This window comes from Pseudomonas sp. AC252 (assembly GCF_979258105.1).
In genome coordinates, this window is record NZ_OZ409837.1 from 2,045,071 (window position 1) to 2,069,120 (window position 24,050).

General features: G+C 57.8%; 13 protein-coding genes, 2 tRNA genes, 4 rRNA genes and 1 pseudogene. 10 read left to right on the forward strand and 10 right to left on the reverse strand.

The features are described from left to right. Positions 1–376 precede the first annotated feature (376 nt). The 6 genes from ACZZZ4_RS09575 (at position 377) to rrf (ACZZZ4_RS09600) (ending at position 5,808) form a co-directional block, all read left to right on the forward strand. Positions 377–1,913 (forward strand): 16S ribosomal RNA (locus ACZZZ4_RS09575). An 81-nt stretch (positions 1,914–1,994) separates the two neighbouring features. Continuing rightward, a tRNA-Ile gene (locus tag ACZZZ4_RS09580) sits at positions 1,995–2,071 on the forward strand. A gap of 30 nt (positions 2,072–2,101) precedes the next feature. After that, a tRNA-Ala gene (locus ACZZZ4_RS09585) sits at positions 2,102–2,177 on the forward strand. 247 nt (positions 2,178–2,424) lie between these two features. Next, a 23S ribosomal RNA gene (locus ACZZZ4_RS09590) occupies positions 2,425–5,318 on the forward strand. A 153-nt stretch (positions 5,319–5,471) separates the two neighbouring features. Further along, positions 5,472–5,587, forward strand: a 5S ribosomal RNA gene (rrf, locus tag ACZZZ4_RS09595). A gap of 105 nt (positions 5,588–5,692) precedes the next feature. Further along, positions 5,693–5,808: ribosomal RNA gene (rrf, locus tag ACZZZ4_RS09600) — 5S ribosomal RNA — on the forward strand. The 16S, 23S and 5S rRNA genes sit together here with 2 tRNA genes alongside, the layout of an rRNA operon. 66 nt (positions 5,809–5,874) lie before the next feature. Here rrf (ACZZZ4_RS09600) and ACZZZ4_RS09605 read toward each other — a convergent pair. From ACZZZ4_RS09605 to ACZZZ4_RS09620, 4 genes are all read right to left on the reverse strand, one after another. Next, positions 5,875–7,053 carry a PepSY-associated TM helix domain-containing protein gene (locus ACZZZ4_RS09605; RefSeq protein WP_463547707.1) on the reverse strand — a complete coding sequence of 393 codons (1,179 nt, stop codon included), beginning with the start codon at positions 7,051–7,053 and terminating at the stop codon, positions 5,875–5,877. A gap of 75 nt (positions 7,054–7,128) precedes the next feature. Then, complete coding sequence (locus tag ACZZZ4_RS09610) at positions 7,129–9,630, reverse strand: TonB-dependent siderophore receptor (RefSeq protein ID WP_463547708.1); 2,502 nt, start codon at positions 9,628–9,630, stop codon at positions 7,129–7,131. A gap of 86 nt (positions 9,631–9,716) precedes the next feature. Then, positions 9,717–10,718 carry a FecR domain-containing protein gene (locus ACZZZ4_RS09615; RefSeq protein ID WP_415760916.1) on the reverse strand — a complete coding sequence of 334 codons (1,002 nt, stop codon included), beginning with the start codon at positions 10,716–10,718 and terminating at the stop codon, positions 9,717–9,719. Continuing rightward, entirely contained in the window at positions 10,718–11,218 is a 501-nt protein-coding gene (locus tag ACZZZ4_RS09620; protein WP_039764190.1) for a sigma-70 family RNA polymerase sigma factor, read from the reverse strand. The genes ACZZZ4_RS09615 and ACZZZ4_RS09620 overlap by 1 nt, the downstream gene beginning before the upstream one ends. 312 nt (positions 11,219–11,530) lie before the next feature. Between ACZZZ4_RS09620 and ACZZZ4_RS09625 the strand changes: the two are divergent. Beyond that, positions 11,531–12,556 (forward strand): annotated as a pseudogene (locus tag ACZZZ4_RS09625) (HAMP domain-containing protein); the annotation flags it as partial. A 69-nt stretch (positions 12,557–12,625) separates the two neighbouring features. Beyond that, positions 12,626–13,411 carry a methyl-accepting chemotaxis protein gene (locus tag ACZZZ4_RS09630; RefSeq protein WP_370593577.1) on the forward strand — a complete coding sequence of 262 codons (786 nt, stop codon included), beginning with the start codon at positions 12,626–12,628 and terminating at the stop codon, positions 13,409–13,411. A 126-nt stretch (positions 13,412–13,537) separates the two neighbouring features. Here the strand turns inward: ACZZZ4_RS09630 and ACZZZ4_RS09635 are convergent, their stop codons facing one another. From ACZZZ4_RS09635 to ACZZZ4_RS09655, 5 genes are all read right to left on the reverse strand, one after another. Further along, a complete protein-coding gene (locus ACZZZ4_RS09635; protein ID WP_415760915.1) occupies positions 13,538–14,005 on the reverse strand; it encodes an SRPBCC family protein in 468 nt (155 codons plus the stop codon). A 22-nt stretch (positions 14,006–14,027) separates the two neighbouring features. Next, positions 14,028–17,420: a non-ribosomal peptide synthetase gene (locus ACZZZ4_RS09640; RefSeq protein ID WP_463547709.1), complete on the reverse strand. Its 3,393-nt coding sequence runs from the start codon at positions 17,418–17,420 to the stop codon at positions 14,028–14,030. A 10-nt stretch (positions 17,421–17,430) separates the two neighbouring features. Beyond that, positions 17,431–18,360 (reverse strand): diiron oxygenase, encoded by a 930-nt coding sequence (locus tag ACZZZ4_RS09645; RefSeq protein WP_310409779.1) that lies wholly within the window; start codon positions 18,358–18,360, stop codon positions 17,431–17,433. After that, a complete protein-coding gene (locus ACZZZ4_RS09650; RefSeq protein ID WP_463547710.1) occupies positions 18,357–19,133 on the reverse strand; it encodes a DUF3050 domain-containing protein in 777 nt (258 codons plus the stop codon). Before ACZZZ4_RS09650 ends, ACZZZ4_RS09645 begins: the two co-directional genes overlap by 4 nt. 696 nt (positions 19,134–19,829) lie before the next feature. Continuing rightward, positions 19,830–20,540, reverse strand: a complete 711-nt coding sequence (locus tag ACZZZ4_RS09655) for a GntR family transcriptional regulator (RefSeq protein ID WP_039764199.1) — start codon at positions 20,538–20,540, stop codon at positions 19,830–19,832. A 196-nt stretch (positions 20,541–20,736) separates the two neighbouring features. Here ACZZZ4_RS09655 and lapG point away from each other — a divergent pair, with 196 nt between their 5' ends. Next, the gene (gene lapG / locus ACZZZ4_RS09660) at positions 20,737–21,429 is read left to right on the forward strand and encodes a cysteine protease LapG (protein ID WP_039764200.1); all 693 of its coding nucleotides are present in this window, start codon (positions 20,737–20,739) and stop codon (positions 21,427–21,429) included. Between the two features lie 14 nt (positions 21,430–21,443). After that, positions 21,444–23,396, forward strand: coding sequence for a cyclic di-GMP receptor LapD (lapD, locus tag ACZZZ4_RS09665; RefSeq protein ID WP_463547711.1), 1,953 nt, complete (start codon positions 21,444–21,446; stop codon positions 23,394–23,396). A gap of 190 nt (positions 23,397–23,586) precedes the next feature. Here the strand turns inward: lapD and ACZZZ4_RS09670 are convergent, their stop codons facing one another. Continuing rightward, a complete protein-coding gene (locus ACZZZ4_RS09670; protein WP_463547712.1) occupies positions 23,587–23,925 on the reverse strand; it encodes a tryptophan synthase subunit beta in 339 nt (112 codons plus the stop codon). Positions 23,926–24,050 lie beyond the last annotated feature (125 nt).

The following is a 24,050-nucleotide window of genomic DNA, read 5'->3' on the forward strand; positions in this document are numbered from 1 at the left end:
ACGGTTCGATCTTCTCGGTCGAAAGCGGAGAAAAAGAGGTGTTGACAGCAGCGATTAACGCTGTAGAATTCGCCTCCCGCTAACGAGAGATCGGAAGCGCAAGTGGTTGAAGTTGTTGAAGAATTCTTCGAAAACTTCTGAAAATAATCACTTGACAGCAAATGAGGCTGCTGTAGAATGCGCGCCTCGGTTGAGATGAAAGATCTTAACCAACCGCTCTTTAACAACTGAATCAAGCAATTCGTGTGGGTGCTTGTGCAGTCAGACTGATAGTCAACAAGATTATCAGCATCACAAGTTACTCCGCGAGAAATCAAAGATGTAACCAACGATTGCTGAGCCAAGTTTAGGGTTTCTTAAAAACCCAAAGATGTTTGAACTGAAGAGTTTGATCATGGCTCAGATTGAACGCTGGCGGCAGGCCTAACACATGCAAGTCGAGCGGATGAAAGGAGCTTGCTCCTGGATTCAGCGGCGGACGGGTGAGTAATGCCTAGGAATCTGCCTGGTAGTGGGGGACAACGTTTCGAAAGGAACGCTAATACCGCATACGTCCTACGGGAGAAAGCAGGGGACCTTCGGGCCTTGCGCTATCAGATGAGCCTAGGTCGGATTAGCTAGTTGGTGAGGTAATGGCTCACCAAGGCGACGATCCGTAACTGGTCTGAGAGGATGATCAGTCACACTGGAACTGAGACACGGTCCAGACTCCTACGGGAGGCAGCAGTGGGGAATATTGGACAATGGGCGAAAGCCTGATCCAGCCATGCCGCGTGTGTGAAGAAGGTCTTCGGATTGTAAAGCACTTTAAGTTGGGAGGAAGGGTTGTAGATTAATACTCTGCAATTTTGACGTTACCGACAGAATAAGCACCGGCTAACTCTGTGCCAGCAGCCGCGGTAATACAGAGGGTGCAAGCGTTAATCGGAATTACTGGGCGTAAAGCGCGCGTAGGTGGTTTGTTAAGTTGGATGTGAAATCCCCGGGCTCAACCTGGGAACTGCATCCAAAACTGGCAAGCTAGAGTATGGTAGAGGGTGGTGGAATTTCCTGTGTAGCGGTGAAATGCGTAGATATAGGAAGGAACACCAGTGGCGAAGGCGACCACCTGGACTGATACTGACACTGAGGTGCGAAAGCGTGGGGAGCAAACAGGATTAGATACCCTGGTAGTCCACGCCGTAAACGATGTCAACTAGCCGTTGGGAGCCTTGAGCTCTTAGTGGCGCAGCTAACGCATTAAGTTGACCGCCTGGGGAGTACGGCCGCAAGGTTAAAACTCAAATGAATTGACGGGGGCCCGCACAAGCGGTGGAGCATGTGGTTTAATTCGAAGCAACGCGAAGAACCTTACCAGGCCTTGACATCCAATGAACTTTCCAGAGATGGATTGGTGCCTTCGGGAACATTGAGACAGGTGCTGCATGGCTGTCGTCAGCTCGTGTCGTGAGATGTTGGGTTAAGTCCCGTAACGAGCGCAACCCTTGTCCTTAGTTACCAGCACGTAATGGTGGGCACTCTAAGGAGACTGCCGGTGACAAACCGGAGGAAGGTGGGGATGACGTCAAGTCATCATGGCCCTTACGGCCTGGGCTACACACGTGCTACAATGGTCGGTACAAAGGGTTGCCAAGCCGCGAGGTGGAGCTAATCCCATAAAACCGATCGTAGTCCGGATCGCAGTCTGCAACTCGACTGCGTGAAGTCGGAATCGCTAGTAATCGCGAATCAGAATGTCGCGGTGAATACGTTCCCGGGCCTTGTACACACCGCCCGTCACACCATGGGAGTGGGTTGCACCAGAAGTAGCTAGTCTAACCTTCGGGAGGACGGTTACCACGGTGTGATTCATGACTGGGGTGAAGTCGTAACAAGGTAGCCGTAGGGGAACCTGCGGCTGGATCACCTCCTTAATCGACGACATCAGCTGCTGCATGAGCTCCCACACGAATTGCTTGATTCATTGAAGAAGACGATAGAAGCAGCCCGAAATTGGGTCTGTAGCTCAGTTGGTTAGAGCGCACCCCTGATAAGGGTGAGGTCGGCAGTTCGAATCTGCCCAGACCCACCAATTTTGTGTGGGAAACGCCTGTAGAAATACGGGGCCATAGCTCAGCTGGGAGAGCGCCTGCCTTGCACGCAGGAGGTCAGCGGTTCGATCCCGCTTGGCTCCACCACTACTGCTTCTGAAGTTTGAAAGCTTAGAAATGAGCATTCCACCGGTTCGGTGATGAATGTTGATTTCTAGTCTTTGACTAGATCGTTCTTTAAAAATTTGGGTATGTGATAGAAAGATAGACTGAACGTTACTTTCACTGGTAACGGATCAGGCTAAGGTAAAATTTGTGAGTTCTCTTAGTTGAGAAATTCGAATTTTCGGCGAATGTCGTCTTCACAGTATAACCAGATTGCTTGGGGTTATATGGTCAAGTGAAGAAGCGCATACGGTGGATGCCTTGGCAGTCAGAGGCGATGAAAGACGTGGTAGCCTGCGAAAAGCTTCGGGGAGTCGGCAAACAGACTTTGATCCGGAGATGTCTGAATGGGGGAACCCAGCCATCATAAGATGGTTATCTTGTACTGAATACATAGGTGCAAGAGGCGAACCAGGGGAACTGAAACATCTAAGTACCCTGAGGAAAAGAAATCAACCGAGATTCCCTTAGTAGTGGCGAGCGAACGGGGACTAGCCCTTAAGTGGCTTTGAGATTAGCGGAACGCTCTGGAAAGTGCGGCCATAGTGGGTGATAGCCCTGTACGCGAAAATCTCTTAGTCATGAAATCGAGTAGGACGGAGCACGAGAAACTTTGTCTGAATATGGGGGGACCATCCTCCAAGGCTAAATACTACTGACTGACCGATAGTGAACTAGTACCGTGAGGGAAAGGCGAAAAGAACCCCGGAGAGGGGAGTGAAATAGATCCTGAAACCGTATGCGTACAAGCAGTGGGAGCAGACTTTGTTCTGTGACTGCGTACCTTTTGTATAATGGGTCAGCGACTTATTTTCAGTGGCGAGCTTAACCGAATAGGGGAGGCGTAGCGAAAGCGAGTCTTAATAGGGCGTCTAGTCGCTGGGAATAGACCCGAAACCGGGCGATCTATCCATGGGCAGGTTGAAGGTTAGGTAACACTGACTGGAGGACCGAACCGACTACCGTTGAAAAGTTAGCGGATGACCTGTGGATCGGAGTGAAAGGCTAATCAAGCTCGGAGATAGCTGGTTCTCCTCGAAAGCTATTTAGGTAGCGCCTCATGTATCACTGTAGGGGGTAGAGCACTGTTTCGGCTAGGGGGTCATCCCGACTTACCAAACCGATGCAAACTCCGAATACCTACAAGTGCCGAGCATGGGAGACACACGGCGGGTGCTAACGTCCGTCGTGAAAAGGGAAACAACCCAGACCGTCAGCTAAGGTCCCAAAGTTATGGTTAAGTGGGAAACGATGTGGGAAGGCTTAGACAGCTAGGAGGTTGGCTTAGAAGCAGCCACCCTTTAAAGAAAGCGTAATAGCTCACTAGTCGAGTCGGCCTGCGCGGAAGATGTAACGGGGCTCAAACCATACACCGAAGCTACGGGTATCATCTTCGGATGATGCGGTAGAGGAGCGTTCTGTAAGCCTGTGAAGGTGAGTTGAGAAGCTTGCTGGAGGTATCAGAAGTGCGAATGCTGACATGAGTAACGACAATGGGTGTGAAAAACACCCACGCCGAAAGACCAAGGTTTCCTGCGCAACGTTAATCGACGCAGGGTTAGTCGGTCCCTAAGGCGAGGCTGAAAAGCGTAGTCGATGGAAAACAGGTTAATATTCCTGTACTTCTGGTTATTGCGATGGAGGGACGGAGAAGGCTAGGCCAGCTTGGCGTTGGTTGTCCAAGTTTAAGGTGGTAGGCTGAGATCTTAGGTAAATCCGGGATCTTAAGGCCGAGAGCTGATGACGAGTTACCCTTTGGGTGACGAAGTGGTTGATGCCATGCTTCCAAGAAAAGCTTCTAAGCTTCAGGTAACCAGGAACCGTACCCCAAACCGACACAGGTGGTTGGGTAGAGAATACCAAGGCGCTTGAGAGAACTCGGGTGAAGGAACTAGGCAAAATGGCACCGTAACTTCGGGAGAAGGTGCGCCGGTGAGGGTGAAGGACTTGCTCCGTAAGCTCATGCCGGTCGAAGATACCAGGCCGCTGCGACTGTTTATTAAAAACACAGCACTCTGCAAACACGAAAGTGGACGTATAGGGTGTGACGCCTGCCCGGTGCCGGAAGGTTAATTGATGGGGTTAGCTAACGCGAAGCTCTTGATCGAAGCCCCGGTAAACGGCGGCCGTAACTATAACGGTCCTAAGGTAGCGAAATTCCTTGTCGGGTAAGTTCCGACCTGCACGAATGGCGTAACGATGGCGGCGCTGTCTCCACCCGAGACTCAGTGAAATTGAAATCGCTGTGAAGATGCAGTGTATCCGCGGCTAGACGGAAAGACCCCGTGAACCTTTACTATAGCTTTGCACTGGACTTTGAATTTGCTTGTGTAGGATAGGTGGGAGGCTTTGAAGCGTGGACGCCAGTTCGCGTGGAGCCATCCTTGAAATACCACCCTGGCAACTTTGAGGTTCTAACTCAGGTCCGTTATCCGGATCGAGGACAGTGTATGGTGGGTAGTTTGACTGGGGCGGTCTCCTCCTAAAGAGTAACGGAGGAGTACGAAGGTGCGCTCAGACCGGTCGGAAATCGGTCGTAGAGTATAAAGGCAAAAGCGCGCTTGACTGCGAGACAGACACGTCGAGCAGGTACGAAAGTAGGTCTTAGTGATCCGGTGGTTCTGTATGGAAGGGCCATCGCTCAACGGATAAAAGGTACTCCGGGGATAACAGGCTGATACCGCCCAAGAGTTCATATCGACGGCGGTGTTTGGCACCTCGATGTCGGCTCATCACATCCTGGGGCTGAAGCCGGTCCCAAGGGTATGGCTGTTCGCCATTTAAAGTGGTACGCGAGCTGGGTTTAGAACGTCGTGAGACAGTTCGGTCCCTATCTGCCGTGGACGTTTGAGATTTGAGAGGGGCTGCTCCTAGTACGAGAGGACCGGAGTGGACGAACCTCTGGTGTTCCGGTTGTCACGCCAGTGGCATTGCCGGGTAGCTATGTTCGGGAAAGATAACCGCTGAAAGCATCTAAGCGGGAAACTTGCCTCAAGATGAGATCTCACTGGAACCTTGAGTTCCCTGAAGGGCCGTCGAAGACTACGACGTTGATAGGTTGGGTGTGTAAGCGCTGTGAGGCGTTGAGCTAACCAATACTAATTGCCCGTGAGGCTTGACCATATAACACCCAAGCAATTTGCTGACCTGAGAAGGCACCAGATTGCGGTGTGTGAAGACGAAACGAACCGAAAGTTCGAAACGCACAAACACCAGCTGTCACATACCCAATTTGCTGAAGCGAGACCATCTGGTCACGAGTCAGTACCCGAATTTCTTGACGACCATAGAGCGTTGGAACCACCTGATCCCATCCCGAACTCAGCAGTGAAACGATGCATCGCCGATGGTAGTGTGGGGTTTCCCCATGTGAGAGTAGGTCATCGTCAAGATTAAATTCTGAAACCCCAACTGCGAAAGCAGTTGGGGTTTTGTTTTAGTAGAAGTTCCTGTTTTTGCTGGCCTGTTACCGTGTTGACGGGCCAGATAAAGAATTTCTTGACGACCATAGAACATTGGAACCACCTGATCCCATCCCGAACTCAGAAGTGAAACGATGTATCGCCGATGGTAGTGTGGGGTTTCCCCATGTGAGAGTAGGTCATCGTCAAGATTGAATTCCGAAACCCCTGTCTGCTAACGCAGACAGGGGTTTTGTCATTTAAGCGTGTATAAAAGATCAGGCCGTTCTGCGACTCTTGCTGCTGCGTCTTGCCTGCCACTTGCGCCACCAGATATATACCCCCGTCCCTGACAGCCCCGCAATCAACACACCCAATACTGCGATCATTATCTGCCCTGTCACCCCGATGATCCGTCCCCCATGTATCGGCAACTGCAGTCGATAGAACTGCTCTCCCAGCGTGCCCTGTCCGGCGATTTCCTGTCCTAACAAGCGTCCGTCGGTACCGTGAAAGAACAACCAGGATTTACCGTGTGCGTCCGTATCGTGCTGTCCAAACCCTGCGCCGTAGAAGTTGTACTCAAAGCTGTAATACAACTCGCCGATTGCCGCCGTCAGTCCTAATCGTTTCCCTTCCTGCAATGCCCTTTCGTACGCCTGTTGATAACTTAACAGTGTCGTCCCCAGTTGATCAGCGGGCATTCGTCCTCTGGCTTCATAAACGCTCGGCTCGATTGGCGAAAACAACGAAACCGCAGGCTTGAACACCTGGCTCGGCAAGTTCATCGCCACGCTGCTGACGGCGATCGGTAACAACAGTAGCCACACCCACAATCCGCCGGCGCGATGTAGATCGAAGTTCAAACGGTAGGCATGCCCGCCTTTCACCTTCCACGCAGTCGCCCACTTCTTCCAGAAGGGCTTGCCGCGCGGCAAGGTCAGCCACAATGCTATAAAGCAGTCGATCACCCACGCGATGGCCACCCCACCCATCAACAGCAATCCCCAGTTACCGGGCAATGTCAGGTTGTAGTGAAACTCCAGAATGAACGGGATGAAGTTCTCCCGCTGAAAGCAGCATTCGCCCCAAGAACGCGCGCCTTTGTGCTCCGCACTCACCGGATCCAGATAAAACACCTGATTACGCTCATTGAACGGCTGACCCGTTGCTGGATCTTTGCGTGGAACTGCCGCCAGCAGCGCCGTATGCCCCGCCTCCTGCGGATACTCCATGTACCAGACTTGCAGTTTCGGATGCGCAGTCTGCACCGCATCGACCAACGCGCCCGGCGGCAAGCGCTCACCCTGTGAAGTCGCCTCATAGAATTGCGGGTTCAGCCACTCATCCAGTTCATGATTGAACGCCAGTACACTGCCTGTGAGGCCCGCCAACACAAGAAACACAGCAGTAGCCAAGCCCATATAACGATGCAACAAAACCAGAAATGCACGCATGCAAGACACCCCGAATAAACGACAAAGCCAGCCCCTGATAGCAGGGGCTGGCTTTTTTATGCACAGGACATAGCTTTAAAACTGATAGCTGACGGTCGCCGCTACGTTGCGTTCTTCGCCCATGTAGCAGAAGTTCAGACTGGCGCAGGACGCGACATAGGATTCATTGGTCAGGTTGTTTGCATTGAGCCGAACATCAACACCCTTCAAACCAATCTTGCCCAGGTCATAACCAATCGAGGCGTCGAACAGCGTGTAAGAGGGCACCTTCATCGTGTTCTCCGCATCGGCCCAGCTGTAGCCGACATAGCGCACCCCACCGCCCAAGCGCAGCCCATCGAGTGCGGCGCTGTCGAACTTGTAGTCAGCCCACAGCGAGGCCATGTGTCGCGGCGCCTGAGTCGGCGAGTTACCCTTGTTCTCGATGACATCGGTCGGCGTACTCAAGGTACTGATCATCGATTTCGAATATTCGATGTCAGTGAAGGTGTAACTGCCGAGCACCTTGAAGTTGTCGGTCAGTTGCATGTGCGCTTCCAGCTCCAGACCCTGCGAGCGCACAGCGCCGACCGCGCGATAGAAGTTTTCCTGGGGCAGTTTGGTGGCGAGGTTTTCCTGGTCGATGCGGAATAGCGAGGCGGTGAACAGGTTGTCGGTGCCCGGCGGCTGGTACTTCAAACCGACTTCCCACTGCGTGCCATCGGTGGGGGCCAGTGGATTGCCGGCGCTGTCGGCATAGGAGTTCGGGTTGAATGACTCGGAGTAGCTGATGTATGGCGCCAGACCGTTATCAAACAGGTATAAAGCGCCGGCACGCCCAGTGAGTTTCGTGCGGCGATCATTGATCTCTGTATCAACCGGGCGCCCCGCTTCGGCAATACGGTTTTCATCGGATGTCTCCACCCAGTCCTGACGCAGGCCCAGCGAGAAGCGCCACTTGTCCATTTCGATCAGGTCTTGCAGATACACACCGGTCTGCTCCAGACGACGCAGATAGCTGGTGTCGCCGTACATTTCGATCGCCGAATTGCCATACACCGGATTGAACGCATTGATCGGCGCCAGTCCACCGCTGGTCCAGTCGACCACCGTTTTACGCCGCTGATAATCCGCGCCCATCAGCACCGTGTGCTTGGTCGCGCCGGTGAAGAATTCGGCCTGCAGCATGTTGTCGACGATAAACGCATGCAGGCGCTCGTCACCGCCGGTGTAATAACGGTTCAGTTCATTGCTGGTCGGGGTGGTCCAGCCATAGGCGTAGACCTGATCCATGTTCACTTTGGAATCGAGATAGCGGAAGTTCTGCCGGGCGGTGAAGACATCGTTGAAGCGATGTTCGAACTGATAGCCGAACGATTGCTGGTCACGGGAGTAGCCGTCGATCCCCGGCTCGCCCTCGAAGAAGCGCGGCGAGATGCGCTCGCCATTGCGCTGATGGATCGTGCCGTCCGCCGGAACGCCGCCGTGGTAGCCACCGTCCGGATCGTGTTGCAGGTAGGCCTGCAGGGTCAGCGAGGTGTCTTCGCTGAAATCGATGCTCAACGTCGGCGCGAGGGCGAAGCGTTTTTCCTTGTTGTGATCGAATTGCGTGTCGGACTGATCGCTCAATCCGGTCAGACGATAGGCAATGCGCTTGTCGTCATCGACCGGACCGCTGAAGTCAAACCCAACCCCGCGCTGGCCTTGCGTCCCTACTGTGGCCTGAACCTGATGATAAGCCTCGTACAACGGCTTTTTGCTGGTCAGTGCGACCAGACCGCCGGGCGAGCTACGGCCGTACAGCACGGACGACGGGCCTTTGAGAATGTCCACACGCTCAAGGAAATACGGATCGACCTGCATGGTGCTGTAAGTGCCGCTGTCGCCCATCGACTTGAGGCCGTCGAGATAGATGTTGTCCACCGAGCCGTCGTTGAAGCCACGCATCGCTACATAGTCGTAACGGTGCGTGGCGCCGTACGGATTGGTCAGCACGCCCGGGGCGTAACGCATCGCTTGCGAGACAGTTTGTGAGCCTTGGTCATCCATCTGCTCACGTGTGACCACGGACACGCTTTGCGAAGTTTCCAGAAGGGCGGTACTGGTCTTGGTGGCGATCTGGCTGTGCGTGGCGTTGTAGCCGGCCATGCTGCCCAGCGCGTTGCCGAGGGCGAAGCCTTTGATATCGGTGGTCGGCAAGGCCAGTGCTTCGCTTTCAGCGAGTGGGCGAAGAATGTAACTGCTGCCGTCCTGACTGACGGCTTCCAGTCCGGAACCGCCGAGCAAATGGCTCAAGGCCTGGTCGGTCGAATATTCACCCTGCACGCCGGGAGATTGCTGACCTTGAGTCTGTTGCGGCGTCATCGCCAAGGTGATGCCGGCCTGCCGGGCGAACTGATTCAACGCCTCGCCCAATGGCCCAGCAGCAATGTTGTAGCTGTGGCTGATCTCGGTGCCGGTGTTGGCGGCCAGACTCAGGCTCGGTAATACGCTGACGCCCAGCGCGGTGGTCAGCAGTGCCGCGCGAACCGCATGGCGCAGTAGAGTCGATTCTGCAGTGAAATTCAGAGGGTTCTTACAAGTGGCGCGGACAGTCATTGTGGATTTCCGTAGGCAGTCGCGGGGGCTGAGTTGAAGTGCTTACTGACTAAGCCGGACTGCCTGCGAAAACCCGCCAAAAATAATCACACTGCACGTTCCAGGGTCACCCACCAGCGGGTGCGATAACGCAATTGCACCGGCAGCGTCTGCGGCAGGACCGCCAGCAGCCTGTCGGTGTCCTCCAGACGGAACACCCCAGAAAGGCGCAGGTCTGCGATCGCCGCCGAACAATTGAGATAACCCGGGCGATAACGGCCGACTTCAGCGAGGAAGTCACCCAGCCGCATATTGCGCGTGACAATCAAACCGTCGAGCCAGGCGCCCGCATCCATATCCGGCGTCGGCGCTGCGCGCAAACCGCTTTGATCGACCAGAAAACTCTGCCCGGCGAGTGCTTCGAGGGAAAGACCGCCAGCGCGAACCAACACCCGGCCACGAGTAACGCTGAGCCGCGTGCACTGATCGTCCTGACGCAAAATGAAACGCGCATCGACCGGCGCATAACTGCCGTGGCGATTCTGTACGCGCAGCGGTCGATCGGCCGCCGCGCCTTCGTCAGCGCCGCCGCAGGTAACGATGATCTCGCCACGGGTCAGTTTGATCAGGCGCTGCTGCGTGGTGTACTCCAGATCCACGGCGCTGGCGGTGTTCAGTTCGATGCGCGTGCCGTCTGGCAACTGGAAACCGCGCCGTTCGCCGGTCGCCGTCGCGTAGTCGGCACTCCATTGCTGCCAGGCGGCGCTGTCCTTGGCCAGCCACGCGGCGGAGCCCACCAACAGCGCGCCCGACAACAACTTCAAGGCCTGGCGTCGGCCCAGCCCCTGCGCACTGTTTTCCAAGGTGTTGAAAGCGACCTGCGCACCCGGCACGGCGCGCAGACTGGAACTCAATTCGGCTTGCAGCGACTGCACCCGCTGCCAGGCGATTTCGTGTTCGTGATGCTCGGCGCGCCACTGCTCGCATTGGCGAGTCAGCCGCGAATTGCCGTGGTTATTACGCAGCCGCAGCAGCCAGTGAATCGCTTGCTTGACCACCTGTTGGCGCGGTTCGACGCGGCGAGCGAGTGAGAGGTTATCCACAGGCATCAGTTTTCATACCGCAACACATAGCAGTGATACAGCGCATCGGCGACGTAGCGTTCCACAGAACGTACCGACACGCCCAACTGCTCGGCGATCTGTTTGTGCGTTAACCCTTCGCACTGCGCCAGGAGAAATGCCTGACGCACTTTCGGCTTCAGTCCTTCAAGCATGCGCGCAATGCTTTCCAGTAGTTCCAGCACCAACGCGCGCGATTCGGCGTCAGGTACTTCGCCTTCAGGCAAGTGAGCAATCGTCTCCAGATAGGCCCGCTCGATTTCCTCGCGGCGCCAATGATCGATCACCAGACCGCGCGCGATGGTTCGCAAGAAAGCTCGAGGCGCTTTCAGTTCGAGGCGTTCAGTGCGTTGCAGCAGGCGCAGGAAAGTGTCCTGAGCCAGATCCGCTGCATCCGCTGCGTTGCCCAGCCGCGCGCGCAGCCAAGCGTTGAGCCAGCCGTGATGACTACCGTAAAGCGCCTGTACGACCAACTCAGGTGAAGACATGACCACGCCAGCCCGAACGTCACAAATGATAATTAGTCGCATTGTCATCAAGGGTTACAGATTTTGCAACTGTCGCCCCCATGTCGATGCGAAAAATTCCCTCGCAGCGGCTCTGGCACGCCGTTCGGCGGGAATCCTGCACAAACCCCGTCCATTTCTCACGCGCCCCTAAGATTTCTCCGCCGCTGGCCGACAGACTGGTGAGAAATGCGTGCACCAAAGTAGAGCGGCCAGAAGAACGCTGCCTGCGTCGTACATGGAATGTTGCATCCGGAAACGCATCCCCACTTTTGGCATAAGAAGCCCCATGAAATGAATCTCAAGTTCAGCCATAAAATCCTCCTTGCCGCTTCGGGCGTCGTCGTCCTGGCGTTCGCATTGTTCACGCTCTACAACGATTATCTGCAGCGAAACACCATTCGCCAGAACCTGCAGTCCTCCGTGCAACAGGCCGGTGACCTCACCGCCAGCAGCGTGCAGAACTGGATGAGCGGGCGCATTCTGGTGCTGGAAAACCTCGCGCAGAACGTTGCCCATCAAGGCAGAACTGCCGACCTCCCCGGCCTCGTCGATCAACCGGCCTTCACGTCGAACTTTCAGTTCACTTATGTCGGGCAGGCCAACGGTGTCTTCACCCAGCGTCCCGATGCGAAGATGCCGGACGGTTACGATCCGCGTCAGCGCCCTTGGTACAAGCAGGCCGTGGCCGCCGATAAAACCATGCTGACCCCGCCGTACATGGCGGCCGTCGGTGGTTTGGTGGTGACCATCGCCATGCCGGTGAAAAAGGACGGTGAATTGCTCGGTGTGGTCGGTGGTGACCTGAGCCTGGAAACCCTGGTGAAGATCATCAACTCGGTGGATTTCGGTGGCCTCGGCCATGCGTTTCTGGTCAGTGCCGACGGTCAGGTGATCGTCAGCCCGGACAAAGATCAGGTGATGAAAAACCTCAAGGATATTTACCCGAACACCAGCGTGCGCATCGAGAAGGGTAACCAGAACGTGGTGCTCAACGGCCAGGAACGCATTCTCTCATTCACCCCGGTCAGCGATTTGCCGAACGCTCAGTGGTACATCGGTCTGTCGATCGATCGTGACAAGGCCTACGCCGCCCTCAGCCAATTCCGCACCTCGGCGCTGATCGCCATGTTTGTCGCGGTCGCGGCGATTGCGCTGCTGCTGAGCCTGTTGATCAACGTCCTGATGCGTCCACTGACCACGATGGGCCGCGCGATGAAAGACATTGCCCAGGGCGAAGGCGACCTGACCCGGCGTCTGGTGGTCGAGAGCAAAGACGAGTTCGGTGAATTGGGCAGCGCATTCAACCAGTTCGTTGAACGGATCCACGCATCGATTTCCGAAGTGTCGTCGGCGACCCGTCACGTACATGACCTGTCGCAACGGGTGATGGCTTCGTCCAACGCTTCGATCGTCGGTTCCGATGAGCAAAGTGCACGCACCAACAGCGTCGCGGCGGCGATCAATCAGCTGGGCGCCGCCACTCAGGAGATTGCGCGCAACGCGGCGGATGCTTCGCAGCACGCCAGTGGCGCTTCCGAGCAGGCCGATGATGGTCGTCAGGTGGTCGAGCAGACCATTCAGGCGATGACCGAGCTGTCGCAGAAGATCAGCCTGTCGTGCACGCAGATCGAAACCCTGAACGCGAGCACCGACAACATTGGCCACATTCTCGATGTGATCAAAGGCATCTCGCAGCAGACCAACCTGCTGGCGCTCAACGCTGCCATCGAGGCCGCGCGTGCCGGTGAGGCCGGGCGCGGCTTTGCCGTGGTCGCCGATGAGGTGCGCAACCTTGCGCACCGCACCCAGGAATCGGCGGAAGAAATCCACAAGATGATCACCTCGCTGCAGGTCGGCTCGCGCGAAGCGGTGAGCACGATGAACGCCAGCCAGGCGTCTAGCGAGCAGAGCGTGGAAGTGGCGAATCAGGCCGGTTTGCGCCTGGTCAGCGTGACCCAGCGCATCGGCGAAATCGACGGCATGAACCAATCGGTTGCAGCGGCGACTGAAGAGCAGACGGCGGTGGTGGAAACCCTCAACGTCGACGTCAACCAGATCAACCTGTTGAACCAGCAGAGCGTGGCCAACCTCAATGAAACGCTGAAGGACTGTGATGCGTTGTCGCAGCAGGCGAACCGGTTGAAGCAGTTGGTTGACAGTTTCAAGATCTGATTCACAGATCGCAGACCGCGTTATCGTTCTTCGCGAGCAGGCTCGCTCCCACAGGGAAATGCATTCCAAATGTGGGAGCGAGCCTGCTCGCGAAAGCGGCGGTTCACTCACCGCCAAACCGATGCCTTAAACAAACAGCTTCAGCACATTGCCCATCGCATCATCGGCAAACCCCTGCACGAAATCCCTGAACCCCGGCAATGCTTCATCCCCACCCGCAGCCGGTTCGGCAACGATCGTCCAGGTCGCTCGCGACTTCCCTTGGCTGAGCGATTCCACCTGCATCGCCGCCCACAGATTCGCCACCCCCAACGTGTTGTAAATCGTCGTCCAGGTCATGTGCCGCGCCTGTTCATCGCGGGAGTTGAGTTGTTCGACCACGACGTTGCCGTCCTTGAAGATTTTCTTGCGCAGCGATGACACGCCTTCGCCGGTCATTTCGGTGTGCGACAGCGCCGGAATGAAATGATTGAAGCCGGCGAAATCGCCGACCACCGCCCAGACTTGCGCCGCGTCCGCCGGCACTTCCACCGAGGACACAACGTGGCAGCCTTGCGGGTTTTTGATCAGGGTGTCGGGTTGCAGATTGCTCATGGTATTGCTCCTTGTGGATGAGTCAGATGAAGTTGATTTCTTTCAGGTAGTCGCAGCCGCGACGTAGCAGCGCCGGGGATTTCTGCGGGTAGTGCGCGCCCATCTGCTGCACGCCGGCCGCGGCGTTGGCGTGGCCGATCAGCGAGATGTCGCCGATGTCTTCTTCGAAACCATTTAGGTAGAAACCGAGCACGCCAAACAGCGCGTTGTCGGCGTCGACCCGGTTCAATTGCTGCTGCCAGTCGGCGACGCTGACCAGCGAAAACTCGCTGCCGGTTTCGCGGAACGAAGCGACGTAGGCATCCCAGCTCAGCGGCTCGGGGTTGTGCAGGTTGAACACCGCGCGATCCGCTGAATAACGGCTGGCATGGAAGGCGATGAAGCGGGCGAGAAAGTCCACCGGCATCAGGTCGAAATTCAGCGCAAAGGCCGGCACCTGACCGAGCTGGATCGAGCCTTTGAGCATCAGCATCAAGCGATTTTTATGTGGCTGGCAAACGCCGCTGAGGCTGTTGAAGCTTATGTTGCCGGGGCGATAAAGATTGACCCGTACACCGCGCTCGCGCGCTCGTTCAAGGATGCGTTCGCCGACCCACTTCGACAGGTTGTAGCCGTTGCGAATGTAGATCGGCGGCGTCGCGGCGGCGGGCAGTTCCAGCACCCGACCGGCATCATCCACGGTGCTGGATGCCGACAGCGTCGAGACGAAGTTGAAGACCTTTTTGCGCTGCCCTTCGCATAGCTTCAGCAGGGCAAAGATCGGCTCTACGTTGTCCGCCGCCAGGGACTCGTAATCGAGCACGTGGTTGACGTTGGCAGCGTTGTGCACCAGCGCGCCGAACTCGCGATCCAGGTGCTGATAATCCTCATCGCCCAGGCCCAGTTGCGGACGGCTGATATCAGCTGCGTAAACCCGCACACGGCTCAGGTCGAGGTGCTCCAGACGGTTTTCGTGCAGTGCCTGAGCGAAGCGTTGCGCCGCCGTTTGCCCGGCGCTATCACGCACCAGACAGGCCACTTCGCTGGCGCCCCACCCGAGCAGCGCTTCGACGATGTGCACGCCGACAAAACTGTTGGCACCGGTGACGATGACCTTGTGCACATCGCCCATGCGGCTGATCGGCAGCGGTTCGATGTCCAGCGCGCGCTCGGCGTCGGCCATGGCCTGAGCGCTGAGCACGGCGCTGTCATCGGTGCCGCGCACCAGCGTCGCCAGTTTGCTGATAGTGGGCAGTTCGATGAAGCGATTGATCGAAATGCTCCGGCCGAACTCCTCACGCAAGCGCAGCAACATCCGCGACAGCAGGATCGAATGACCGCCGAGATTGAAGAAGCTTTCGTCAGTGGAAATGTCGCTGGTCGGGAGTTCCAGCAATTCGGCCCAGATCTCCAACAGCAGCGCTTCGTCAGCATTGACCGGCAGGCATTTCGCCGTGCTGTTCTGGACCGTCACCGGCAATGCCAACAGCGCCTTGCGATCGACTTTGCCGTTACTGGCGAACGGCATCTGCGCCAGTGCGGTCCATGCCACGGGTTGCATATAGTCGGGCAGGAACTGCCGGGCATGGGCTTTAAGTTCGTCGCGGGCATTGTCGGTCTGTGGCTGGGCGAGGAATGCCAGAATGCGCCGCTGACTGTCGATGACCACGGCGATCTGCCGATACAAGCGGCTCTCTCGCAGGCAGCGTTCGATCTCTTCCGGTTCGACGCGAAAGCCACGGATTTTCACCTGATTGTCGCGCCGCCCGCACAGCTCGATACCGTGCTCGCCCCACTTGGCCATGTCACCGCTACGGTAAGCGCGCAGTGTTTCGCCGCCGGGCAAGGACAGGTTCAGATAACGCTCGGCGGTCTGCTGCGGATTGTTCAGGTAACCGAGGCAGACACCAGGACCGACGATGAACAGTTCACCGACGGTTTGATCGGGCACAGGTTGCAGATCATCGTCGAGAACCAGTACCCGACTGTTGGCGATCGGCCTCCCCAGCGTGCGGTTGCTGTCGCCCGGTTTCAGCCGACGCGCGGTGATCAGCACGGTGGCTTCGGTCGGGCCGTACAGGTTGTGCAGGATGCCTTGGCGGGTCAGTTGTTCGATGACGTACGGCTCGCAGACATCGCCGCCGGTCATCACCTGCACGCCTTCGAGTTGTTGCAGCGGCAGAATGCTCAACAGCGCCGGCGGCAGGAAGGCGTGGGTCAGTTGCCGCCGGCGAATCAGCGCCACCAGTTGCAACGGGTCACGGCGCTGGCTGTCGTCGGGGACTACCAGTTCGGCCCCAGCGAGCAGGCTGGGGAAGATGTCGATCAGCGACGAATCAAAGCTCAGCGACGAGAACTGCAGCACCCGACTCTCGGCGCGCAATTGCACGTAGTCGGCGTACCACGCGGTGAAGTGGGCGAGATTGGCCTGGCTGAGCAGCACGCCTTTCGGATGCCCGGTGGTGCCCGAGGTATAAAGCGCCATGCACGGCGCATCGAGCTCGGGACGGTGCAGCATCAGCGGTTGATCGAGATCGGCGTCCGTCGCCGCGATGCCACTGACATCCAGCTCCGCAATCGATTCGCTGAGCGCCTGCTGTCCATCGTGAAGCAACAGCACCGCGCCGGCGTTTTCCAGGATGTATTGCTGACGCGGCAATGGATGGCTCGGCTCCAGTGGCAAGTACACCGCGCCACTGCCGAGAACCGCCAGAATCGAGGCGAACAGCGCCGTGCTCTTGCCTTGGCAGACGCCGACTACCCATGGTTGCGGATGTTGCTCAAGCAAGGGCAGCAACCGCTGTTGAATCGCCCGGCTGTGGGCGTGCAACTGGCGGTAGCTGATGGACTGTCCGCCGAGGTGCAGCGCCGGTCGTTCGGCATGCTCAATCAGGCTCTGTTGCAGGCGCTCGATCAGCGGGATTTGCGCCTGCTCCAGAAGCGCCGGGTTTGCCGTGTCGTTGAGACGGTGGACGTACGCCAGTTTGTCGAGAAACAGCAGATCTTCCAGGCGTTCGAAATCCGGCGTTCTAAGAGCCGGTGCATGGCGCAAATAATCGGCATCGCGGGAAAAGCGGCTGACCAGCAACGCCACTTCGTCGACCACATGGGCGAGCGCTCGTTGGCGTAGCGACTGACCGTTGCCGGACGGTTCATCGCCGATCGGCACACGGCTGATCAGCGACGAGCCGAGGAAGCACAGCAGGTCGAGGGTCGGCAGGCCGCCATGCTCTTGCGCAGCGACCCCCAGACGCAGGTGCAGGTGCGGAATCGCGCAGAAGTCTCCGGCAGCGATAAAGCCATCGTCGATGATCAGATCCACCGCCGCTTGAGTGGCGCCGCTGCGGGTCACTGCGTGGCCGTGCTGTTCGAGTTCCTGAGCCAGATCAGTCATCGCCTGACTGGCACCGGTGAGCACAATATCGAGACGTTTCATGTCGGCCTCCTCAAACCAGATAGTCGCGCAGCGCGTGCTGCACGGACGGTGTGTCGAGCAGCGAACTGTTGTGGAAAAACCTGACGATGTTGCCCACCAGCGGGTGATGGCGGTTGATCGGAAAGGCGAATCCAGCGATCTCCTCGCGCAGTGAACGCCGCGTGGTTTCGTCGACTGACAGCGCATCGATCAGGCGCAGGTCGAAGGATTTCTGGATGTCGTTGGTCAGGTAATGGCCGATGAACACCGGCAGAATCTGCGCGATGGTTTCGCGGTCCGCGTCGCTGGCGGTGTGCCAATAGATGCGCACCATCCGTGCCCAGAAGCTCGAGTGGCGCCCCTCGTCGAGCAAGTGGTCGGCCATCAGGCCTTTGATCGACGGCTTGACCGAATCGTCGCGGGCGAACGCCGCGACATCACCGGTCACGGTGTTTTCGGCGATCGCCACGCAGATCAATTCCACCGCGCTGCGCAGGTGTTCCGGCGCCAGCGCGACAGCAGCGGGAATTGCCCGGCTCAGTTCGATTTCGTCGGGCAACAGAATCGGTTCGATGCCGGTCAGCGCCACCGTTTGCTGCATGAAATCCATGGCCACCAGCGCGTGGTAATCCTCATCGACCACCACGGTCATCGCGTCATAGCGACAGGCAAAAGGGAAAGCCACGGCGAAGCGATTCTTGGCAATGCTGCGGGCGGTCTTGTTGACGATTTCCGTCTCGAAAATCACTACGTCGTTGATGAATTTGTACAACGTCTGCACCAACGCGAAATCGCGCTGCTGCGGGCATTCACGCAGGAAGGTTTCGCTGAGCACCAGCGGCTGACGGCTGAGTGGGTAGATCAGGCGCTGATCGTCTTCCAGCACCCGGCGCGGACGAGTGCGGATGGTCGCGCGGCTTTCCCAGGCATCAGCGAAGGATTGATAGTCGGCGGCGTTCATTGGGCCACCTCGGCAACTTTTGCATTCATGCTCAAGCGCAGCCCGTCCCACAAGGCGATGCGGCTTTCCACGGCGGCGATGGCGCTGGCGTAGACTTCAGCTGCGCGCTGCGGGTCGCCATCGACCAGACGCTCCAGCAGCTGTTCAGCGGCGGGACCGTGGTCTTCGGAGTCGACTTCGATATGTCGCTGCAGGTAGTAGCGAAAGGTCGGTGCCTGTTCGATGCCGATGCCCCAGTCATCGAGGATGCGCTGGAACATGGTCGGGATAACGCTCTCGCGACCATGCAGGAACGCGGCGGCGACGCTGTGTCCCGGTGCTTCCAGGGCAATGCGCAAGGTATCGCGGACAAACTGCGCCGCCGCTGGATCGACATCGATGCTCTGCAACGCGACGTCGTAGCTCACGCCTTCCTGCTGCAACGTGACGAAACGCTCCACCGCCGTGGTGCTCGCGCCGATTTCGCGCATCGCATCCAGATACAACTCGAAGTGGCTGTAATGGCCGACATCGAGGCGATCGTCCGATTCCTCGCCCAGCACGATCTCGTTGATCAACCGAGCGGCGTGGGGATCGCGCGGCGGCAACCAGGGTAAACGCGTGCAAGTCAGTTCCTGTTGCAAGCGTTTGGTCAGCGACATGAAGTCCCATACGGCGAATACATGGGTTTCCATGAAACGGCGTAATACCGATAACGAAGTAATCTCGGAAAAGATCGGATGAATACTCAGTTCGGCTTTCTTCAAGGCGAGTTGCTGCTTGGTAGGCATCATGATGTCCTTTATCAGTGATATGAAGTGCACAGTTGTTTTCAGTTGCTGTCAGTGTCGAGCAAGTTGGATGGAACTTGTCCGGGGCGTAACTTGATTGCGGTGTGGCGCTGTTGCGGCGCGACGGCTGCTGCATTTGCTGCGTGAGGTGTGCCGAGCGGAACCGCTAGGTTCAAACTTGGCGAGAGAAAGCTAATACAGGGCAAAAGCATTTAACAAGTTTATTTTCAATTATTTAAAGTTGGCTGTTTTTTGAATATGAGAGTTGTCGATAAAACTTTCCAATCAAGTTTTATTCAGGCGTAGTTACTCCTTTCGGCTAATAACGGCCAAAATTGATGAACAAGAGTGAATGCCTCACTCGAAGCAACTTTCAACTAAGGAGATTGGTTGAATTCATAGGGGCGAAAGTTGGCCGGGACCGGCGCCAGGACTTCCTGTTTCCCGTGACAAGGCTCCTTCCGTAGGTTCCTGTTGCGGGGACTGTGCCGTCAGGGCGGCGCGTCCCCGTTCTATAGGGTTGGCGCTTGAAGAGTGCGGGTAAATTGCCGTCAGGGCTATTACCGATTGGTCATTGGTGGAGTGCAAAAAAAGCGCCGGTCAGGGCAAGGCGGGCAAAAGCGCACGCCGATCCGCTGCCAGAGCCGGCAGCAGAGCGGTCGCGAAGATTTGTAAGGGGATTATTCGAGCTGCGGGATATCAGCGTGAGGTGTGGCGCTTCTGTGCCGCGGGAGTAGCGAGATAGCGGGTGATCACCTCTACGCCACGGTTGAGGTGCTGCTCAAGCAATTCGAGCGAACGAGGGACGTTCTTCTCGATCACGGCCTGGAGCATGGCACGGTGGTCATCCTGGGACAGAGTACCCAAGCCCATCGCCTCCAGATTGAAGCGCAGAAAGCGCTCTTCTTCATTCAGGCCATCCTCCACCAGGCGCAGCAGTCGCTGGTTCGGCGCCTTGCTGTACAAAGCCATGTGGAACAGACGGTTGAGACGGCCGATCTCGTTGTAGTCGTGTTGCGCTTCAAGCTCATCGATATAACCGGCAGCGAGTTGATGCTCGGCGTCGGTCAGCAACGGAATCGACTGCCGCAATGCCTCGGATTCGAGCAGAATGCGCAATTCGTAGGTTTCGGTGGCATCGCCCTGGATCAGCGGCGCGACCACGGCGCCTTTGTGCGTGGTGACGCTGAGCAGCTCCTGCGCTTCGAGCTGGCGCAAGGCCTCGCGCACCGGCATGCGACTGACCCCGAACAGATCGGCCAGATCCTGCTGGCGGAGTGCAGTGCCGCAGGGCAAGCGCCCGTCGAGGATGGCTGAGCGTAGCGTTTCTTCAATGACGGACCGGGCCAGATGCGCAGGAATCGGTCCTTCGACTTTGATGCTGTGCAGCGGTTTGGGCTTCTGAGTCACGACAACACACCCTGTAGGTCGCAATATTTGGATCCAAATGACACTAGTGATTGCTCTACAGGTTGTCAAACCTTGTAAAACATAACGCTGCAATCTCAAGTCTAGCGCGTGTTCGATGATCTCACGGTGCCATTGTTTTTTGCCGGGCTAAGCTTCACCATCAAACGCTTCCTTTCTGTCCTCCTGGAAACCTGCAGTGGCGGTACGTTTCGCGATCCCTCGGACCTTGCGCTGGCTTGGCTGCGCATTGCTGCTGGCCGGCGTCATGCTGGGCGGTCTGCACGCCGATTGGGATTTTTCCGCGATCAGCCGCAAGGCCACTGCTCTCTATGGGCCACTGGGCGCCGGGCAGCAGCGCATCGATGCCTGGCAGAATCTGCTGGCGACGCAGAAGCAGGCCAGTGAGATGGACAAGCTCAAAGTCGTTAACCTGTTCTTCAACAAGCAGGTGCGTTACGTCGAAGACATCGATCTGTGGCGCGAAGTGGATTATTGGGAAACCCCGATCGAAGCGCTGTGGAAGGGCGCCGGTGACTGCGAAGACTACGCCATCGCCAAGTATTTCAGCCTGCGTCATCTCGGCGTTTCCAGTGACAAGCTGCGCATCACCTACGTCAAGGCGCTGCGCCAGAACCGCGCGCACATGGTGTTGACGTACTATGCGACCCCCGATGCCATGCCGCTGGTGCTCGACAGCCTGATCGATCCGATCCAGCCGGCGTCGCAGCGGACCGATTTGCTGCCGGTCTACTCTTTCAATGCCGAAGGTCTGTATTTGCCCGGCGCCAAGGGCAATAAAAAGGTCGGCGACACCAAACGCCTGTCGCGCTGGCAGGATGTGCTGAAAAAAATGCAGGCCGAAGGTTTTCCGGTCGAGACGATTAACTAGGAGCACGCGCTCAGATGTCTTTGTTCAAACAGCTGTTGATCGCTATCTGTCTGTTCCTGGTCGTGGCCTTCACCGGCAGCTTCATGGTCAGCCTGGAGAGCTCGCGCACCCAGTACGTCAACCAGTTGCGCTCCCACGCGCAGGACGCGGCGACGGCGCTGGCGTTGTCGCTGACGCCGAATATCGACGACCCGGCGATGGTCGAGCTGCTGGTCAGCTCGATCTTCGACAGCGGTTATTACGCGAGCATCCGCGTGGTCGACGTGAAGACCGACCAGACCATCGTCGAGCGCACTGGCACGCCGGCGGTGAGCAATGTGCCGGACTGGTTCGTCAAACTGATCGGCCTCGAGCCGGCCGGTGGCGATGCGCTGGTCAGCCGTGGCTGGGAGCAGGCGGCGCGGGTCGAGGTGGTCAGCCATCCGATGTTCGCCGTGGCCAAGCTGTGGCAGAGCGCGCTGGGCAGCCTTGGCTGGTTGCTGATCTGCGGTGCATTGAGCGCGGTGCTCGGCGCGCTGTTGCTGCGTCGGCAGTTGAAGCCCCTCGATTACATGGTCCAGCAGTCCCATGCGATTGCCCGCCGCGAGTTTCTCAGCCTGCCGGATCTGCCGCGCACGCCTGAATTGCGTCGCGTGGTGCAGGCGATGAATCAGATGGTCGAGAAGCTCAAGACGCTGTTCCAGGAGCAGGCCGAACGCAGTGAAAAACTGCGTACCGAGTCTTATCAGGACAACCTCACCGGCCTGGCCAACCGCCGCTATTTCGAGATGCAACTGAACAACCGCGTGAGCAACCCGGAGCAGGCCAGTTCCGGTTATCTGCTGCTGTTGCGGGTCAAGGATCTGGCGGGGCTCAATCAGCGTCTCGGCGGCCAGCGCACTGATCAGTTGCTCAAGGCCGTCGGCGAGCAACTGACCCGCGAGTGCGCCAGATACCCGCAAACCCAAGACTTGGTAACGCGTATTCGCGGCGGTGAATTCGCCGTGCTCGCCCCCGGGCTGGTGCGCGAGGAAGCATTACAGTTGGCGCAGAATCTCGACAACGCCTTGAGCAGCCTGCACGCCACTGGCGCGACCGATGTGCCGGCGGTGGCTTCCATCGGGCTGGCGCCGTTTGCCCATGGTGATTCACCACAAGCGGTGCTGACCCTGGGCGATCAGGCGCTCGCACAGGCCGAAGGACAGGGCGAGCAGAATTGGGCGTGCATCGATCAGAGTCTGGTGGCGGAGGTCGGTGACGATCATCACGCCTGGCATCGACTGCTGGATCAGGCCTTGAGTCAGCAGCGTTTCGAGCTGTACTTCCAGCCGGTGGTCGCTGCGCAGGACACGCAACTGGTGCTGCATTACAAGGTGCTGTCACGCCTGCTCGACGAGCAGGGCCAGACCATTCCCGCCGGACGCTTCCTGCCTTGGCTGGAGCGCTTCGGCTGGACCGCACGGCTCGATCGCCTGATGCTTGAACGCGTGCTCGAGCAGATGAAAGGGCACGAGGATTCGCTGGCGCTGAACCTGTCCTCGGCAACGCTGGCCGACCCGCAGGCGCTGAACAAAGTCTTCGAGATTCTGCGCGCGCATTCCAATCTCGGCGCGCGGCTGACGCTGGAAATCGGTGAGGAGCAATTGCCTGAACAGGCAGTGCTGGAGCAGTTGACCCGACGCCTGCGCGAGCTCGGTTTCTCGCTGAGCCTGCAGCGCTTCGGCGGGCGCTTCAGCATGATCGGCAATCTGGCGCGGTTGGGTCTGGCGTACTTGAAGATCGATGGCAGCTACATCCGCGCGATCGATCAGGAGAGCGACAAGCGCCTGTTTATCGAAGCGATCCAGCGCGCGGCGCATAGCATCGATCTGCCGCTGATTGCCGAACGGGTCGAGACTGAAGGGGAGCTGTCAGTGATTCGCGAGATGGGCCTGTATGGCGTGCAGGGGCAGTTGCTCGGTGAGCCGAAGCCCTGGGGCCTGAACTGATCGTTCCCACGCTCTGCGTGGGAATGCAGCCCGTGACGCTCTGCGTCACAACGGTGACGGGCCGTGATAACTAAGTTGCGGTCGGAACGCGGAGCGTCCCTTGATGCATTCCCACGCGGAGCGTGGGAACGATCATTGTGGGAGCGAGCCTGCTCGCGAAAGGGCCAGTCCAGTCGGTGAAGATCCAGGATCAGATCAACCCGCCTTCATCCTCATCGATCAACTGGCTCAAGCCGCCCAGCGCTTCACGCGCCTGGGTGCGGTCCATCAGTTTGGCCTGGGCCGCCGCCGGCAGGTCGGTGACGCGGATCACGCCTTTCTGGGTCAGCACCTGAATCAGGTCGTCGAGTACCCGAATCATTTCAAAGTCGCTCTGCTTGAGCTGTTTGAGGCTGTTTTCCACGGCTTCGTTGGCGTACCACGCCTGAATTTCATGGTTATCGGCGGGCAGCGTTTCCGTGGCCTCGGCGTACGCCGCAGCTTCCACGCGAATCAACAGGCCTTGCGCATCGCGTTGCACGTAAAACATTGAGCATCCCTCACAAATGAACAGCGTCATGCTGTCAGCAGCATAGCCAACTGCGCGCCAGTATGCGGGGCGACGATCAAATCGTCACCGCTGCATCGCCCGCAAACGCGACGGCCGCCTCACAG

Excerpts from the sequence above, each read along its gene's own strand:
- ACZZZ4_RS09670 (WP_463547712.1), bottom strand. The coding sequence starts at position 23,925 with ATGTTTTACGTGCAACGCGATGCGCAAGGCCTGTTGATTCGCGTGGAA.
- ACZZZ4_RS09650 (WP_463547710.1), bottom strand. The coding sequence starts at position 19,133 with ATGATGCCTACCAAGCAGCAACTCGCCTTGAAGAAAGCCGAACTGAGT.
- ACZZZ4_RS09635 (WP_415760915.1), bottom strand. The coding sequence starts at position 14,005 with ATGAGCAATCTGCAACCCGACACCCTGATCAAAAACCCGCAAGGCTGC.
- ACZZZ4_RS09610 (WP_463547708.1), bottom strand. The coding sequence starts at position 9,630 with ATGACTGTCCGCGCCACTTGTAAGAACCCTCTGAATTTCACTGCAGAA.
- ACZZZ4_RS09620 (WP_039764190.1), bottom strand. The coding sequence starts at position 11,218 with ATGTCTTCACCTGAGTTGGTCGTACAGGCGCTTTACGGTAGTCATCAC.
- ACZZZ4_RS09605 (WP_463547707.1), bottom strand. The coding sequence starts at position 7,053 with ATGCGTGCATTTCTGGTTTTGTTGCATCGTTATATGGGCTTGGCTACT.
- ACZZZ4_RS09615 (WP_415760916.1), bottom strand. The coding sequence starts at position 10,718 with ATGCCTGTGGATAACCTCTCACTCGCTCGCCGCGTCGAACCGCGCCAA.
- lapD (WP_463547711.1), top strand. The coding sequence starts at position 21,444 with ATGTCTTTGTTCAAACAGCTGTTGATCGCTATCTGTCTGTTCCTGGTC.
- ACZZZ4_RS09645 (WP_310409779.1), bottom strand. The coding sequence starts at position 18,360 with ATGAACGCCGCCGACTATCAATCCTTCGCTGATGCCTGGGAAAGCCGC.
- ACZZZ4_RS09630 (WP_370593577.1), top strand. The coding sequence starts at position 12,626 with ATGGCTTCGTCCAACGCTTCGATCGTCGGTTCCGATGAGCAAAGTGCA.
- ACZZZ4_RS09640 (WP_463547709.1), bottom strand. The coding sequence starts at position 17,420 with ATGAAACGTCTCGATATTGTGCTCACCGGTGCCAGTCAGGCGATGACT.